Raw genomic sequence first — 16,517 nt, forward strand, 5'->3', positions numbered from 1 at the left:
GATGACGACCGCTGACGCGGCCTCGCGGGAAATCATCCCCTGCAAGCCGGCATAGCCACCGGGTGTATGCCTGGGCTATGCGGAGAGGCTCTGTGGTCCGATCCGCTCCACCAAAGCCTGCCACAAACGCTGTTGCTGTGTCTCGCTCAGCGGCGCATTGCGGCGATCGGTGAGCTGAAAGAAGTCTTCTACGCGTTCACCGAAGGTGGCAATGCGGGCATCGTGCACGCGCACTTCGCAGGCCACCAGTACCTGCGTGACGGCGGCGAGCAGGCCGGGGCGGTCACTGCAAACAAGCGCCATCTGCGTGCGGCCGTCGGACTGCTTGAAGTCGATGCGTGGCGTCATCTGGAAGTGTTTCAGATGCCGCGACATGCTGCGCCGTGGCGGCATGATCGGCGCCGATTGCGACAACGCGCGATGCAGGCGCTGCTGTAGTTCCTCGGCGCGTTCGGGGCTGGCGTGCTTCTGGGTTTCCGCCTCTAGCAGCAGGAAGGTATCCATCGCCTTGCCGTCCGGCGAACTCAACACGCGCGCCTCCATCACCGAAAAATGCAAACGATCGAGCATCGCGGTGACGTTCGCGAATAGACCGTCGCGATCGGGTGTGTAAACGAACAACTCAGTGCCACCGCGCACCGACAGCGGATTGACTGCAATCAGCGGCAGCTTGTCCTGCCCACGCAGGATCTCCGACGTCTGCCAGGCGATCTGCTCCGGCCGGTGGCGCAGAAAACTCACCATCGGGAAGCTGTCCCAGAGCTGCGCGACGACGTTCGGGTCGTTGCCATCGGTCGTGAGCAGGGCCAGTGCCTGCTCGCGACACGCCTGCGCACGCACGGCGGCGCCTGGCGATGGCTTGGCATCACGACGCAGCGCGTAGCGGGTCGCCGTGTAGAGATCCGCGAGCAGGCGATCCTTCCACGCGTTCCACAGGCGCGGGCTGGTGCCGATGATGTCGGCAATGGTAAGCAGGTAGAGCTGCGCTAGACGCTCACGTCCACCCACGATTTCGGCGAAACGATGCACCACATCGGGATCGGTGATGTCCTGGCGTTGCGCGGTGGTGCTCATCAGCAGATGCCAGCGGACCAGCCACGCCACGCGCTCGATGTCTTCTTCCGGCAGGCCGAGTTTCCTGCCGAAGGCGCGCGCGTCTTCTTCGCCGAGCACGGAGTGATCACCGCCGCGCCCTTTGGCGATGTCGTGGAACAGCGCAGCCAGCAGCAGCACTTCCGGCTTCGGCAGGGTTTGCCACACTTCGCAGCCGAGCGGGAATTCCGCTTGCGTGGCCGGATCGGCGAAACGCGCGACGTTGCGCAGCACGCGCAGCGTGTGTTCGTCCACCGTGTAGACGTGAAACAGGTCGTACTGCATGCGGCCGAACACCTTGCCGAAGGCAGGCAAAATCGCGGCCAGCAGGCCATGGCGATTCATGCGCCACAGCGCATCCACGGCCGGTGCGCCATGCCGCAGCAATTGCAGAAAAGAGGCGAGTACTTGGTTGTCATCGGCCAGCTGTGTACCCAGCGCCGCCGTCGCCTGGTGGATGCGGCGCATGGTGTCGGCGGTGAAACCGATCACGCCTTTCTGGTCCAGACGTGCAATAAAAATATCGATGAGCGCCGCGGGACGATTCACGAACAGGTCTGGATCGCGCACCGCCATGCGCCCGCCGTAGCGCACGAAGTCCGTACCGACGGGTTGTGCGTTGCTCGGCGGCTCCAGCATTTCCTCGAAGCGCTCGGCGATCTGCATGCCCAGTCGTTCCACCTGGCTGGCGGCGCGATAGTAGCCTTGCATGAATTGTTCGACGCCGAGGTTCTTCTCGTGCTCGTCTTCGAAGCCGAGGCGCGCGGCGAGTGCGCGCTGGTAGTCGAACAGCAGGCGCTCTTCCGCCCGCCCCGCTTCCAGGTGCAAGGCGAAGCGATAGCGCCGCAGTGTGGTTTCGGCCTGCAGCAGGGTTTCGCATTCAGCCGGGTCGAGCAGGCCTTCGGTCACCATGTCCGGAAAATCTGGCGCATGCGCGAGGCGTTTGCCGAGCCAGCGCAGCGAATCGAGCGTGCGCAATCCGCCCGGGCCATCCTTGAGATTGGGCTCCAAGTTGTAGGCCGTATCGTCGAAGCGCGCGTGGCGCGCATCGCGCTCAGCCAGGCGCGCCTGCAGGTAGGCGTGTGGCGGCCACATGTCTGGCGCGTCAACGATCGAACGCAGGCTTGCGTCGACCTCAGGATCGCCGGCCAAACGCCGCGCGTCGAGCAGACTGGTGAACACGCTGGCTTCGGATGCGGCCAGCGTGCGGCACTGCGCAGGATCACGCACCGCATGGCCGACTTTCAGGCCGATATCCCAGAACGTCGCGAAGCACTGTTCGAGCGCACGCAGGCGCGAAGCATCGGCGTTCTGCACCAGCGCCAGCAGGTCGATATCCGAATAGGGAAACAGCAGTCCCCGCCCGAAACCGCCGATCGCGAACAGCGCCGCGTCATTCACCTCGCCCAGACACGCGCCCCACACGTGCGCCACGATGCGCGTGACCGAATCGCCGCGCCGGCGCGCGAGATCGGTGGCGTCGGCGCCGTCCCGGAAGGCCACAGCGATGGCGCGGTTGAGGTCGCCGAGCAGTTGGCGCAGTGCGATGCGCGCTTCGGTGGAGACGCCGGAACGAGGGACAGCGACTGGGAGGCGGGGTAATGGAGGAAGGGGAGCGGCGGATAAGGTCATCGGCGATGGTCAGGTATATCCGCGATCCGGAAGCTTGCCATATCGTCATTCCGGCGCAGGCCGGAATCCAGTTTGAATACGTCGTGCGCAGCACTCAAAACCTTATATCGAGTGCCTCGCATAACATGTTTGTACTGGATTCCGGTCTTCGCCGGAATGATGGCAACGCAAAAATTACGCATCCGGCCAGGGCGTAAGAATCTCAAACCCATCATCCGTCACCGCAATGGTGTGCTCCCACTGCGCCGACAGCGAGTGATCCTTGGTGACAACCGTCCAGCCATCCGGCAACTGCTTGGTCTGCGGCTTGCCGGCGTTGATCATCGGCTCGACCGTGAAGGTCATGCCCTTCTGCAGCACCACGCCAGTGCTGGGCTTGCCGTAGTGCAGCACCTGCGGCTCGTCGTGGTAGACCTTGCCGATGCCGTGGCCGCAGTACTCGCGCACTACCGAGAAGCCGGCCGCTTCGGCGTGCTTCTGGATCGCGTGGCCCACGTCGCCCAAGGTCGCACCCGGACGCACCGCCTGGATGCCGCGCATCATCGCCTCGTAGGTGGTCTCGACCAGGCGCTTGGCCAGCACGCCGGGCGTGCCGACGTAATACATACGGCTGGTGTCGCCGTGCCAGCCGTCCTTGATGACGGTGACGTCCAGATTGATGATGTCGCCGTCCTTCAGCACCTTGCCGGGGCTGGGGATGCCATGGCAGATCACGTGGTTGACCGAGGTGCATAGTGTCTTCGGAAAGCCGTGGTAGCCCACGTTGGCCGGAGTCGCCTTCTGTACGTTCACGATGTGCTCGTAGGCCAGCCTGTCCAGTTCCTCGGTGGTGACCCCGGGCTTGACGTGCTCCTTCAGCATGGCGAGCACTTCCGCGGCCAACTGGCCGGCGATGCGCATGCCTTCGAGGTCTTGGGCGGATTTGAGGATAATGGCCATAGTCTTTGTAAATGTGGCGGCAAGCCGGCCAAAAACCAGCCAACTTGCCGCGAAGCGGTGATCCCGGCTACAATTTCCGGGTTTTGCAGACCGCTTCCGGCCACTTGATGGCCTGCACGGCGCAAAGCGAAGCGGGATTGTAACCGCGCTGCGGTACAACCCCAACCAACGCCACACACGTATCGGCACCGTCTTCGGGGTGCTGTAGCTGCCCTTCTTCAAGCCACGGGCGCTACGGTCGAAGCCGGGGATACGTGGAGGTCCCAACCCCTGGGCCAATCGAAAAAGGCCCACTGCAGGAGTACTACCATGGCTCAAGTCACCATGCGCCAGATGCTGGAAGCTGGCGTGCATTTCGGTCACCAGACCCGCTACTGGAACCCGAAGATGGCTCCGTACATCTTTGGCGCCCGCGGCAAGATCCACATCATCAACCTCGAAAAGACCCTGCCGCTGTTCACCGACGCGATGAACTTCCTGTCGGGTCTGGCGCAGAAGCGCGGCACCGTACTGTTCGTGGGTACCAAGCGCTCCGCCCGCGAAGCCCTGGCCGAAGAAGCCGCCCGCGTCGGCATGCCCTTCGTTACCGCCCGCTGGCTCGGCGGCATGCTCACCAACTTCCGTACCGTGAAGCAGTCGGTGGGTCGCCTGAAGGAACTGGAAGCGGCCGAAACCGACGGCAGCTTCGACAAGCTGGTCAAGCACGAAGTGCTGGCCCGCCGCCGCGAACGTGCCAAGCTGGAAAACTCCCTCGGCGGCATCAAGAACATGAACCGTCTGCCCGACGCACTGTTCGTGATCGATATCGGCCACGAAAACATCGCCGTGCAGGAAGCCAAGAAGCTCGGCATCCCGGTGATCGCCGTGGTCGACACCAACTACAACCCTGAGCTGGTGGACTACCCCATCCCAGGCAACGATGACGCGATCCGCGCCATCCAGCTTTACGCACGCGCTGCTGCCGATTCGATCCTCGAAGGCAAGGCCGCCGCTCCGGCCGCCGCCCAGGGCGACGCCAACGAGTTCGTCGAGTTGGACGAGGAAGGCAACCCCGTTGCCAAGGAAGCCGACGATCGCCGCGCCGCTGCACCGCGCCGCAACCCGCCGGCCAAGAAAGGCGCCGGTCGTGGCGACCGCGACGGTGGCCGCGGCAACCGCGGTGGTCGTGGCCCCCGCGTGCAGAATGACGCCCCCGACGCCGACTAAGTCTCACCCTGCGCCGGGCGTTCTGCACGATCGCCCGGCGCCCCCAAGTTTTCCGAGGATCCCATGAGCAATATTTCCGCCCAACTGGTCAAGGAACTTCGCGAGCGTTCCGGCGCCGGCATGATGGAATGCAAGAAGGCGCTGGTCGAAAACAACGGCGACATCGACGCCGCGATGGAATGGCTGCGCAAGTCGGGCCTCGCCAAGGCCGACAAGAAGGCCAGCCGCGTGGCGGCCGAAGGTCGCATCGTCACTGGCCAGGCCGACGGCACCGCCGTGCTGGTCGAAGTGAACTGTGAAACCGACTTCGTTACCAAGAACCCCGACTTCGTGAAGTTCAGCGACAACGTCGCCGAGATCGCGCTGAAGTCCGGCGCAAAGGATGTCGACGCGCTGAAGGCGGCCGCCTATCCGGGCGGCGGCACGGTTGAAGATGCCTCCAAGACCCTGGTCGCCACCATCGGCGAGAACATCCAGGTGCGCCGCATGGCGGTCGTGTCCAACAACGGCGTCATCGCCAGCTACATCCACGGCGGTCGCATCGGCGTGCTGGTAGCCCTGAAGGGTGGCTCTGAGGAGCTGGCCAAGGGCATCGCCATGCACGTGGCCGCGATGAATCCGCAGTTCGTGCGCGCCGAAGATGTACCGGCAGATTTCCTGGCCAAGGAAAAGGAAATCGCGCTGAGCCAGATGTCCGAGAAGGAAAAGGCCAAGCCGGCCGAAATCCTGGAGAAGATCGTCAGCGGCAAGGTCGCCAAGATCATTTCCGAGATCACCCTGCTCGGCCAAGCCTACGTGCTGGACACTAACGTGACCGTCGCCGACGCGCTGAAGAAAGAAGGCGCCGATGTGGTTTCGGTGGTGCGCCTGGCCGTGGGTGAAGGCATCGAGAAGGTGGAAGAGGATTTCGCCGCCGAAGTGATGAAGCAGGCGGGCCTGGCGTAAATCGCTGCGCTTCGTTTGTACGAAAGGCCGCGGGAAACCGCGGCCTTTTTTACTCCCTCTCCGCAGAGGAGAGATATCTAACTAAGTACGCCGCGGCTGCAACAGGTCCCACTTGTTGCCATACAGATCCTCGAACACCGCCACCGTGCCGTACGGCTCTTCGCGCGGCCATTCGAGAAAACGCACGCCGCGCGATCGCATCACCTCGTAGCGCGCGTAGAAATCATCGACGTGCAGGAACAGGAATACGCGTCCGCCACCTTGCTCGCCCACATAAACATCCTGCTCGGCGGTGCTCGCTTGTGCCAGCAGCAGGCGCGTCTCGCGCGAACCGGGCGGCGCCAGCAGCACCCAGCGCTTGCCGCCGCCCAGTGGCGCATCTTCGATCAGCTCAAAATCCAGACAACCGGTGTAGAACGCGATCGCCTCGTCGTAGTCACGCACCAGTAGTGCGATAGCGGCAATGGTGTGCTGCATGGCGAACTCCGGCAGTGACTACGCGGTGAGGCAGAAGTATGACGCGCTGACGTCCGCCACGCGCTCCGCTACAATGCGGTCGTTTTGCTTGAGGCATCCGAACGCGCGCCTGCCTCACGGTGCGTCGACGTGCCGCCTGCATTGCTAGACATCCATGCCAGATTGGCGATCCGGAAAACTTGCCTTCCAGCTGTTTCCGGCCTTTCATTCACCTATCCGGAGCCTTCATGAGCGACCCGTTAAAGTATCAGCGCATCCTGCTCAAACTCTCCGGCGAAGCATTGATGGGTGAAGCCGACTACGGCATCGACCCCAAGGTCATCGGCCGATTGGCCGATGAAATCATCGAAGTGCAACAGGCTGGCGTGCAAGTCGGCGTGGTGATCGGCGGTGGCAATATCTTCCGCGGCGCGGGCCTGGCAGCGGCCGGCATGGATCGCGTCACCGGCGATCATATGGGCATGCTGGCCACGGTGATGAACGCGCTGGCCATGCAAGACGCCATCGAAAAGCGCGGTGGCTTCGCCCGCGTGATGAGTGCCATCCAGATCCACGACGTCGCCGAGGATTTCATCCGCCGCCGCGCTATTCGCCACATCGAGAAAGGCCGCATTGCGCTGTTTGCCGCCGGCACCGGCAATCCCTTCTTTACCACCGATTCGGCGGCCGCGCTGCGTGCAGTCGAACTGGGTGCAGACCTGCTGCTCAAGGCCACCAAGGTCGACGGTGTCTACACCGCCGACCCGGCCAAGCACCACGATGCCAAACGTTTCGAGCGCCTCACTTACGACCAGGTGATCGAACGCAAGCTGGCAGTGATGGACACAGCCGCCATCGCCCTGTGTCGCGACCATCGCATGCCGCTGCGCATCTACGACATGACCGTGCCGGGTAACCTGATGCGCATCATGCGCGGCGAGCCGATCGGCACGCTGGTGGACGCCAGCTGACCACCCGCCTACTCCCTCTTCCGCTTCGTGGAGAGGGGGTTAAGAGTTACTGCTATACTTGCCGGCTTGCACGCCAACGGGTGATTTCACATGCTCAACGATATTAAACGCGATGCGCAGACCCGCATGGGCAAGAGCATCGATGCCTTCAAGCATGACCTGTCGCGCCTGCGCACCGGCCGCGCGAGCACGACGCTGGTCGATAGCATAAAGGTGCCCTATTACGGCTCAGACATGCCGCTGAATCAGGTGGCGGCGATCTCCCTGGCCGATGGACGCTCGATCGTCATCACGCCGTTCGAGAAGAGCATGGTCGCCCCAGTCGAGAAAGCCCTGCTGGCTTCCGACCTCGGCGTCACACCCACCACCGCCGGCACGGTAATCCGCCTGAACATGCCGCCGCTCACTGAGGAGCGCCGCCGCGAGCTGGCCAAGCACGTATCGCACGAGGCCGAGAACGCAAAGATCGCCATCCGCAACGTGCGCCGCGACGCGCTGCAGCACGTAAAAGACCTGCTCAAGGAAAAGAAGATCACCGAGGACGAGGAACGTCGGGCGGACGAAGAAATCCAAAAGCTCACCGACCAGTTCGTCAAGGAAGTGGACAAGCTTGCCAAAGCAAAAGAAGAAGAATTGATGTCCATGTAAGGCCATCGACGCGCGCTGGAATGTACGACCGGCACACGCCGTCCATGCCACCTGACGGAGGGGCAAAGAAGGGTGAGGGGTCCATCTTGCACTACCACCGTCCCCATGCGGGCTCCGGGCAGACTCGCCGAGTGAGCCCCGCTTCCGCCATCATTCTCGCGGCAACGAGGCAGGAAGGGGCCGACAAGTGGCCTTTCCCTGGCGAATGCGCTTTCGGTATGTGCTCCGACGAAGCAGGCGTCCCCGCCACCGTTACTCTCCATCCATGACCACGACCACGCACAACTACGTACCGCGCCATATCGGCATCGTGATGGATGGCAATGGCCGCTGGGCGAAAGCCCGCCACCGTCCGCGCAGCTTCGGCCACAACGCTGGACGCAAGGCCGTGCGCGAAGTAGTGGAGGGTTGCATACGTCACGGCGTGGAAGCGCTGACCCTGTTCGCGTTCTCCAGCGAAAACTGGCAGCGCCCGCCGGATGAGGTCGGCGCCCTGCTGGACCTGTTCATGCGCGCGCTCAACAAAGAAGTGGACGAGCTGGACGAAAACGAGGTGCGCCTGCGCTTCATCGGCGATTTGTCCGCCTTCGACAAAACGCTACAGAAGCACATGGTCGATGCGATGACGCGCACCGCCGACAACACCAAGCTGCACTTGAACATCGCCGTGAATTACGGTGGCCGATGGGATATCGTGCAGGCCGCGCGCAAGGCCGCCATGGCGGTGGCACGCGGCGACCTGACCGTTGATGCCATTGACGAAGCCGCGTTCGACGGCTGGACCAGCCTGTCCGAGGTTCCGCCGCTGGATCTTTTCATCCGCACTGGCGGCGACCACCGCATCAGCAATTTCTTGCTGTGGCAGTTAGCCTATGCGGAACTGTATTTCACCGAGACGCTGTGGCCGGACTTCAATCAGGCCTCGCTGCAGCTTGCCATCAATGACTTTGCCCGTCGCGAACGTCGCTTCGGCCGCACCGGCGACCAGGTTGCCCAGGCAGCGGTCCGTTGAACGGGCCTGCGACGTCCGCAAGGCCCGTGTCGGATCTTTTCGTACACCGGGCAAGGAGTAACCAGGGCGTGCATGCCGACATGCGACTTAACGAACATCCTGGCAAGTATGCGAGCCGCCACACACACGTGTGCCCGCAGCGCTCACGCTGCGCGGACAGCGCCATGAACAGGCATTAGGGAAAGTCCATGCTGCGACAGCGTGTTCTCACCGCCCTGCTCCTTGCGCCACTGGTAATCCTGCTGATCCTGCTGCTGCCGACCAGCGTGTTCGCCTGCCTGCTGGCCGCCGCGTTCCTGGCCGCCATCTGGGAATGGACACGGCTGGCCGGCGTGAAAAGTCGTCCCGCGCGCGGCGCTCTGCTCGGCGTCGCATTGCTGGTCTTCATCGCACTGTGGGCGCTGCGCACATCGACATGGCTGTGGCCAGCGCTGATCGTGGCCGGCACGGTCTGGTGGCTATTGGTATGCGTCTGGCTTCGCCACTTTGCCTTCGCCGCCGCGCCCACGCCCGAGAATCGCAACCTGAAGCTGCTGGCCGGCGCGTTCGTGGTGTTTCCGGCCTGGGTGGCCGGCGTGGAGATCCACGGTAGCCCGTCGTACGGTCATGTATGGACGTTCCTGGCCATGCTGCTGGTGTGGGCCGCCGACACGGGCGCCTACTTCGCCGGCAGTTATTTCGGTAAGGGCAAGCGCAAGTTGGCACCGCAGATCAGCCCTGGCAAGACCTGGACCGGCGTCTACGGTGCTTTCGCCACCAGCGCCGCGGTGGCCGCAGTGGCCGGCTGGCTGCTGGGTGTGCATGATTTGCGACTGCTCGGCTTGATCGTGGTCACGATCGTGACCGTCGCCAGCTCGATCGTCGGCGACTTGTTGGAAAGCCTGATGAAGCGGCACGCGAACGTGAAGGACTCTGGTGCTCTTTTCCCCGGGCATGGCGGCCTGCTAGACCGCCTGGACAGCGTGTTCGCCGCCCTGCCGGTGTTTGCGCTGGGGAAACTGTTACTGGGGCTTTGAGCGCCCCTCTTCGGGAAGAGGGAACCGCATTCAGCTGTATTCACGAATGGAACTGCGGCTCCGCGCCGCGGTCGATATCCAAACCCCGAGCGTACGCCACCGCGCAGTCTCCCGGACTGCCCGGCGGGTACTTCGCAACGCTTGCTGATAAGCTTTGAGTTCCCAAGAGACGTACTTGCTTTGATGAATCCTTTCCTCGGCTCGGTGTTCTGGCTGCTCGTCACGCTCGGCGTGCTGGTCACCTTTCACGAATTCGGACACTACTGGGTTGCGCGCCGCTGCGGCGTGAAAGTGCTGCGCTTCTCGGTCGGCTTCGGCCGCGCCGTCTGGAAACGCGTCGGCCGTGACGGCACCGAGTACCAGGTGGCTGCCATTCCGCTGGGCGGCTACGTCAAAATGCTCGATGCGCGCGAAGGCGAGGTCGATCCGGCGGAGCGCCACCAGGAATTCACTGCGCAACCGATCTGGAAGCGTATCGCCATCGTGGCCGCAGGCCCGGGCTTCAATATCATCTTTACCATTGCCGCGTTCTGGTTGATGTTCGTGCTGGGTCGCACGGATTACGCACCGATCGTCACCGCAGCGCCGCAAAGCCTGGCCGCCGAGGCGGGCATCCATTCGGGCGACCGGCTGCTGACGGTGGGCGGCGAACCGGTGACCACCTGGAGCGGCTCCTACGATGCCGTCGCCAATGCGCTGCTAAGCCGCTCACCGCTAGCGGTGACCGTGCGCGACGTGGACGGCACGCAGCGCACGCTGGTGTTGCCGCTGAACCGCTTGCCGCCCGGCGAAGACATTGGGCAATACCTGGACAAGCTCGGGTTGCAACTCGCTCCCGCGCCGGCCATCGCTGCCACCGTGTCGCCGGGTGATCCGGCTGCATCGGCGGGCATGCAAGCGGGCGACAAGATCCTGCGCATCAACGGCCACGCCGTGAAGGATTTCGGCGATCTCGGTGACCAGATCAAAGCCGCCGCGGCGAAGTCTCCAGTCTTGTCGGTGGACATAGAGCGGAACGGCAAGCCGATGACTTTCTCGGTCAAGGCGCGCATGACATCGATAGAAGGCGCCGCGCCGCAATGGGTGATCGGCGTGACGGCGCCAGCGGCCGAGATGGCCATCCAGCATTACGGCCCGGCCAAAGCACTTGCCGAATCGGTCTCCCTCACCTGGCAGCGCACCACCGACACCTTCAGCATGGTCGGCAAGATGATCTCCGGCGAGGCGTCGACGCGGAACATTTCCGGTGTGATCGGCATTGCGCAGGTGGCCAATGCCGCGGCGCAATTGGGGCTGGATCGCTTCCTGGAATTCCTCGGTCTGGTCTCGCTGAGCCTGGCAATCATCAACCTGCTGCCCATCCCGGTCTTGGATGGGGGCCATCTGCTGTATTACCTTATCGAGCTGATCAAAGGCAGCCCAGTCAGCGAGCGGACCATGATCGCGGGCCAGTACGTGGGCATCGCCTTGCTGTTCACGCTGATGGGGTTGGCGTTCTACAACGACATCCACCGCATCATCCTGCCCTCGTGAGACGGATGCGCGCCGCTTGCAACCTTCGGTTGAATGCTGGCCGCGATCGTCCTATTGCGTGGGAACCCATGTTTCATGCGCGGAATAACGCGAGGCCGGGATGATGCCGGCTTTGGAAAAAATGCAGCGGGGCAGCCGTATGGCGGCCCCGTCCGAATAACACAACGGAATCGACGATGAAGCGTATCGCCGCCCTGATCCTGCTTGCCTCCCTTTCTTCGAGCGCTTTCGCGCTGGAACCCTTCGTCGTTTCCGATATCCGCATCGAAGGTCTCAACCGCATTTCCGCCGGTACGGTGTTCAACTACCTGCAAATCAACAAGGGTGACCAGCTCTCCGCCGAGGAGGCCCAGCAGGCAATCCGCGCCCTGTACGGCACTAAGTTCTTCAGCGACGTGGAGCTGGAGCGCGACGGCAACATCTTGGTGATCAAGGTGGTGGAGCGTCCGTCCATTGCCAAGCTGTCCATTCGCGGCAACAGTGACATCAAGACCGACGATCTCAAGAAGGGCCTGAAGGAAATCGGCCTCTCTGAAGGCGAAACCTTCGACCGCCTCGCGCTGGACCGCGTGCAGCAGGAGCTGATCCGCCAGTACTACAACCGCGGCAAGTACAACGTGTCCGTGAGCCCGCACGTGACACCGCTCGACCGCAACCGCGTGGCCATCGATATCGAAATTCGCGAAGGCAAGGTCGCCAAGATCAAGGAAGTGAACATCGTCGGCAACACGGCGTTCACCGACAAGGAAATCGAGAAGGGCTTCGAATCGGGCACCACCAACTTGCTGTCGTGGTATTCGAAGAACGACCAGTATTCGCAGGATAAGCTTTCGGGCGACCTGAAAAAGCTGCAGTCCTACTACATGGACCGCGGCTACGCCGACTTCGGCATCGACTCCACCCAGGTGACCATCGCACCGGACAAGCGCGCGATGTACATCGCCGCCGATGTCGTACAGGGCGACATCTACCACATCTCCGGCACGCACCTGCTCGGCCAGCTGATCCTGCCGGAAGACACGCTGCGCAGGCTAGTGTTCGTGAAGGATGGCGACCTGTTCAACCGCCGCGCGATCGAAGCCACGTCGGACTCGATCAAGGCATTGCTGGCCAATATCGGTTACGCCTTCGCCAAGGTGAACTCGGTACCCAAGCTGGATAAGCAGAACAAGACCGTCGATGTCACCTGGTATATCCAGCCGGGTCAGCGCGTGTACGTGCGCCGCGTGATATTCCAAGGCAACACCCGTACCGAAGATGACGTGCTGCGCCGTGAAATGCGCCAGATGGAAGGTTCCTGGTACTCGCAGGCGGCGATCGACCGCTCGAAGATCCGCCTGCAGCAGCTCGGCTACTTCAAGACCGTCACCATCGACAAACAGACCGTGCCGGGCAGCGATGATGAAGTCGACCTGACGGTGAAGGTGGAAGAACAGTCCGCCGGCAGCCTGACCTTCGGCGTGGGTTACTCGCAGTACTCGGGCATCATCCTGTCCGCCTCGGTGTCGCAGAACAATTTCCTCGGCACCGGCGACCACTTCAGCATCGGCGCGCAGCGCAGCGACTACCTCACCTCGATCAACGCGGGCTACCTCAACCCGTACCTGACCGACAACGGCGTCAGCATCGGCTATAACGCGACGTTCTCGAAAGCCGACTACAGCAGCCTGGGCAGCCAGTACGCCAGCTACTCGAACAGCACCAAGTCGTTCTCCACCACGCTGGGCATTCCGGTCACCGACTTCGACCGCCTGAGCGGCAGCCTCGGCATCGGCAGCACCAAGATCAACACCTACTACGGCTACACGCCGCAGGTGCTGATCGATTACATCAACGCGTTGGGTCACGAGACCATACACACCTGGACCGGCTCGCTGAGCTGGGTCCACGACACGCGCAACTCGTACTGGGCGCCGACACACGGCGGCCAGCTCACCGCCGGCGTAAACGTGGCGCTGCCGGGTTCCACCGTGCAGTACTGGACCTTTAACGCCGAGGCCAATCATTACTGGCCGATCTACAAGGGCTTCGTGCTGTACCTGGATGGCAAGGTCGGCTACGGCGATACCTACGGCACTCAGAAGTACGCCAACACCACGGCTGATTACACCCCAGCCAGTGGCGGGAATCCCCAAGTTGGCTATAAGGCTGGTCAGACCATCGCCTTCCCGTTCTGGATGAACTTCTACGCCGGCGGCGTCACCGACCTACGCGGCTTCCAGGACAACACGCTCGGTCCGCGCGCCTGCGCAGGCGCTGACACCAACGGCAAACCCATTGTGCCCCTGTCCAACGGGTACTGCTCCGGCAGTCCCTATAGCTACGCACAGCCGATCGGCGGCGCGTTCAAGGTGCTGGGCACGGCCGAGCTGTACCTGCCGCTGCCATTCCTGAAGGACATCAACACGGCGCGCGTATCGCTCTTCATGGACGTGGGCCAGGCTTACCAGAACGTGCAGAGCTTCAGCGCCAGCCAGCTCGACGCGTCGGCCGGTGTCTCGCTGCACTGGCAGGCGCCGATCGGTCCGCTGATCATCAGCCTCGGCTTCCCGTTCCGCACGCAGGCGGCGGATCGCCAATACGAAGAACGCATCCAGTTCACCTTCGGCAGCCAGTTCTAAACCGGCTCGCTCGGAAGTTCTGCAGAAAGCGCGGCCATGCCGCGCTTTCTTTTGCGGGACGCTGCGGAATCGCAAAATGATGCACGCCGCCGGGAACGAACCCCTACAATGCGGCGATTGCCACGGAGCCTTGGATGAGCACGATCCAATACAGCGTCGCCCAACTCGCTGAACGCTTCGCCCTCGAATTCCGGGGCGACGGTAAGCGCCTCATCGACGGCGTGGGCACGCTCGCGGGAGCCGGCCTAACCCAGCTCAGCTTTCTCTCCAACAGCAAATACACCGCGCAACTTGCCGGCACACACGCGGGCGTCGTCGTCTTGAACAGCGAGGCCGCGGATAGCTGTCCTACTGCAGCGCTGATCGCACGCGATCCGTACGTCGCTTATGCCCACATCGCCGCCTTGTTCGAGCGCCTGCCATCCGCGGCACCCGGCGTGCATCCCACAGCCGTGGTTGCGCCGGGCGCTCGCGTGAGCCCATCGGCGAGCATCGGCCCGTGCTGCGTGATCGATGAAAGTGCCGTGGTGGAAGACGGTGCCATACTCGGCCCGCATTGCATCATCGGACAGGAGTGCATTGTCGGTGCGCAATCGCGGCTGGTCGCGCGCGTCACCCTGGTCACGCGCGTGACGCTCGGCAAGCGCGTGCTGGTGCATCCCGGCGCGGTAATCGGTTCGGATGGCTTCGGCCTCGCCTTCGATCGCGATCATTGGGTGAAGCTGCCACAGCTCGGTGGCGTACGCATCGGTGACGATTGCGAGATCGGCACCAACACCACCATCGATCGCGGCGCGCTGGATGACACCGTGCTGGAAGAAGACGTGCGGCTGGACAACCAGATCCAGATCGCCCACAACGTCCACATCGGTGCGCACACCGCCATGGCCGGCTGCGCCGCTGTGGCCGGTAGTGCGAAAATTGGCCGCTACTGCATGATCGGCGGCAACGCCGGTGTGCTCGGCCATCTCGAGGTGGCCGACCGCGTTACCATAACGGCCAAGAGCCTGGTGACTCATTCGATTCGGGAGGCTGGCGAGTATTCCTCCGGAGTGCCGCTGCAGGAGAACCGACAGTGGCGCCGCAATGCTGCGCGCTTCAAGCACCTGGACGAGTACGCGCGCCGATTGTCGGCGCTGGAAAAGGATAAGAAAGATGACTGACAACACCACCCCGATCACGCTGCCGGTAGGCGTGGAGCAGATCCGGCAATTGCTGCCGCACCGCTACCCGTTCCTGCTGGTGGATCGCGTGATCGAGATCGTGCCCGAGCAAAGCGTGGTAACGCTGAAGAACGTCACCATCAACGAGCCGTTTTTCGACGGCCACTTTCCCGGTCATCCGGTCATGCCCGGCGTGCTGATCGTGGAAGCCATGGCCCAGTCCGCAGGTCTGCTCACGCAGATCAGCGCGCGCCTGAAAGGCGCTTCGGCCAGCCCCCTGTTCTACTTGGCCAAGGTCGACAACGCGCGCTTCAATGCACCTGTAGTGCCCGGCGACCAACTGCGCATGGAAGTGAAGCTCAAGCGCTTGCTGCGCAGCATGGGCCTGTTCGAGGCGCGCACGCTGGTCGACGGCAAGGAAGTGGCCAGCTGCGAATTGATGTGCGCCGCGAGGTCGGATAAATGATCCATCCCACCGCGCAAATCGACCCATCGGCCGTCATCGGCAAGAACGTCAGCATCGGCGCCTTCACCGTGATCGGCGCCGATGTGGAGATCGGCGAGGGCACGGTGATCGGCCCGCACGTGGTGGTCCAGGGCCCCACCAAGATCGGCCGCGACAATCGCATCGCGCAGTTCGCCTCACTCGGCGGTGATCCGCAGGATATGAAATACGGCGGCGAGCGCACCGAGCTGGTGATCGGTGATCGCAACTTGATTCGCGAATTCGTCACCATCAACCGCGGCACCGCCGAAGGTGGTGGCGTCACGCGCATCGGCAACGACAACTGGTTGCTGGCTTACGTGCACGTCGCGCACGATTGCAACATCGGCAACCACACGATCTTCTCCAACTATTCGGCACTGGCCGGCCACGTCGAAGTCGGCGATTGGACGGTATTCGCCGGCTATTCCGGTGCGCACCAGTTCTGCAAGGTCGGCCCCCATGCCTTCATTGCCATGGGCTGCCTGCTCGGCGCCGACGTGCCGCCGTTCCTGATGATGGCCAACGATCAGAGCGGTCGCCCACGCGGCCTGAACACCACCGGCCTCAAGCGCCGCGGCTTCGAGCCGGAACGCATCACCGCGATCAAGCGCGCTTACCGCACGCTGTATACCTCCGGCCTGTCGCTGGCCGAAGCGCGCGAGCAATTGGTCGCGCAGGCCAAGGACAGCGAGGACGTGCGCGCGATGCTAGATTTCCTGGATCGCAGTGAGCGCGGGTTGGCGCGCTAACGATATGCGCCCCGCATATCGTCAAATCAGGCACGAGCTTTTAACCG

The 16,517-nt window shown here is 63.1% G+C and carries 14 protein-coding genes; 11 read left to right on the top strand and 3 right to left on the bottom strand.

What is annotated here, in order from left to right; genetic code table 11:
- Nucleotides 1–75 precede the first annotated feature (75 nt).
- Both glnD and map read right to left on the bottom strand, forming a co-directional pair.
- Nucleotides 76–2,724 (bottom strand): [protein-PII] uridylyltransferase, encoded by a 2,649-nt coding sequence (gene glnD / locus ISP18_RS11705; RefSeq protein WP_380006423.1) that lies wholly within the window; start codon nt 2,722–2,724, stop codon nt 76–78.
- Nucleotides 2,725–2,898: 174 nt separating this feature from the next.
- A complete protein-coding gene (map, locus tag ISP18_RS11710) occupies nt 2,899–3,663 on the bottom strand; it encodes a type I methionyl aminopeptidase (RefSeq protein WP_380006420.1) in 765 nt (254 codons plus the stop codon).
- Nucleotides 3,664–3,972: 309 nt separating this feature from the next.
- Between map and rpsB the strand changes: the two genes are divergently transcribed.
- Nucleotides 3,973–4,869: a 30S ribosomal protein S2 gene (gene rpsB / locus ISP18_RS11715; RefSeq protein WP_380006417.1), complete on the top strand. Its 897-nt coding sequence runs from the start codon at nt 3,973–3,975 to the stop codon at nt 4,867–4,869.
- A 63-nt stretch (nt 4,870–4,932) separates the two neighbouring features.
- Nucleotides 4,933–5,814 carry a translation elongation factor Ts gene (gene tsf / locus ISP18_RS11720; RefSeq protein WP_380006414.1) on the top strand — a complete coding sequence of 294 codons (882 nt, stop codon included), beginning with the start codon at nt 4,933–4,935 and terminating at the stop codon, nt 5,812–5,814.
- A gap of 81 nt (nt 5,815–5,895) precedes the next feature.
- Here the strand turns inward: tsf and ISP18_RS11725 are convergent, their stop codons facing one another.
- Nucleotides 5,896–6,291 (bottom strand): VOC family protein, encoded by a 396-nt coding sequence (locus tag ISP18_RS11725; RefSeq protein ID WP_380006411.1) that lies wholly within the window; start codon nt 6,289–6,291, stop codon nt 5,896–5,898.
- Nucleotides 6,292–6,518: 227 nt separating this feature from the next.
- Here ISP18_RS11725 and pyrH point away from each other — a divergent pair, with 227 nt between their 5' ends.
- The 9 genes from pyrH (at nt 6,519) to lpxA (ending at nt 16,470) form a co-directional block, all read left to right on the top strand.
- Nucleotides 6,519–7,241 carry a UMP kinase gene (pyrH, locus tag ISP18_RS11730; RefSeq protein ID WP_380006409.1) on the top strand — a complete coding sequence of 241 codons (723 nt, stop codon included), beginning with the start codon at nt 6,519–6,521 and terminating at the stop codon, nt 7,239–7,241.
- 90 nt (nt 7,242–7,331) lie between these two features.
- Nucleotides 7,332–7,889, top strand: coding sequence for a ribosome recycling factor (gene frr, locus ISP18_RS11735; RefSeq protein WP_380006406.1), 558 nt, complete (start codon nt 7,332–7,334; stop codon nt 7,887–7,889).
- A 265-nt stretch (nt 7,890–8,154) separates the two neighbouring features.
- Nucleotides 8,155–8,901 carry a polyprenyl diphosphate synthase gene (gene uppS, locus ISP18_RS11740; RefSeq protein WP_380006403.1) on the top strand — a complete coding sequence of 249 codons (747 nt, stop codon included), beginning with the start codon at nt 8,155–8,157 and terminating at the stop codon, nt 8,899–8,901.
- A gap of 188 nt (nt 8,902–9,089) precedes the next feature.
- Nucleotides 9,090–9,917: a phosphatidate cytidylyltransferase gene (locus ISP18_RS11745; RefSeq protein ID WP_380006400.1), complete on the top strand. Its 828-nt coding sequence runs from the start codon at nt 9,090–9,092 to the stop codon at nt 9,915–9,917.
- Nucleotides 9,918–10,100: 183 nt separating this feature from the next.
- Nucleotides 10,101–11,450 carry an RIP metalloprotease RseP gene (gene rseP / locus ISP18_RS11750; RefSeq protein WP_380006397.1) on the top strand — a complete coding sequence of 450 codons (1,350 nt, stop codon included), beginning with the start codon at nt 10,101–10,103 and terminating at the stop codon, nt 11,448–11,450.
- A 176-nt stretch (nt 11,451–11,626) separates the two neighbouring features.
- Entirely contained in the window at nt 11,627–14,071 is a 2,445-nt protein-coding gene (bamA, locus tag ISP18_RS11755; protein ID WP_380006394.1) for an outer membrane protein assembly factor BamA, read from the top strand.
- A gap of 134 nt (nt 14,072–14,205) precedes the next feature.
- The gene (gene lpxD, locus ISP18_RS11760) at nt 14,206–15,234 is read left to right on the top strand and encodes a UDP-3-O-(3-hydroxymyristoyl)glucosamine N-acyltransferase (RefSeq protein WP_380006391.1); all 1,029 of its coding nucleotides are present in this window, start codon (nt 14,206–14,208) and stop codon (nt 15,232–15,234) included.
- Entirely contained in the window at nt 15,227–15,700 is a 474-nt protein-coding gene (gene fabZ, locus ISP18_RS11765; RefSeq protein ID WP_380006388.1) for a 3-hydroxyacyl-ACP dehydratase FabZ, read from the top strand. The genes lpxD and fabZ overlap by 8 nt, the downstream gene beginning before the upstream one ends.
- Nucleotides 15,697–16,470, top strand: coding sequence for an acyl-ACP--UDP-N-acetylglucosamine O-acyltransferase (gene lpxA, locus ISP18_RS11770; RefSeq protein WP_380006385.1), 774 nt, complete (start codon nt 15,697–15,699; stop codon nt 16,468–16,470). The genes fabZ and lpxA overlap by 4 nt, the downstream gene beginning before the upstream one ends.
- The last annotated feature ends 47 nt before the right edge of the window (nt 16,471–16,517 follow it).

This window comes from Dyella humi (assembly GCF_044904605.1).
GTDB classification, from domain to species: domain Bacteria; phylum Pseudomonadota; class Gammaproteobacteria; order Xanthomonadales; family Rhodanobacteraceae; genus Dyella_B; species Dyella_B humi.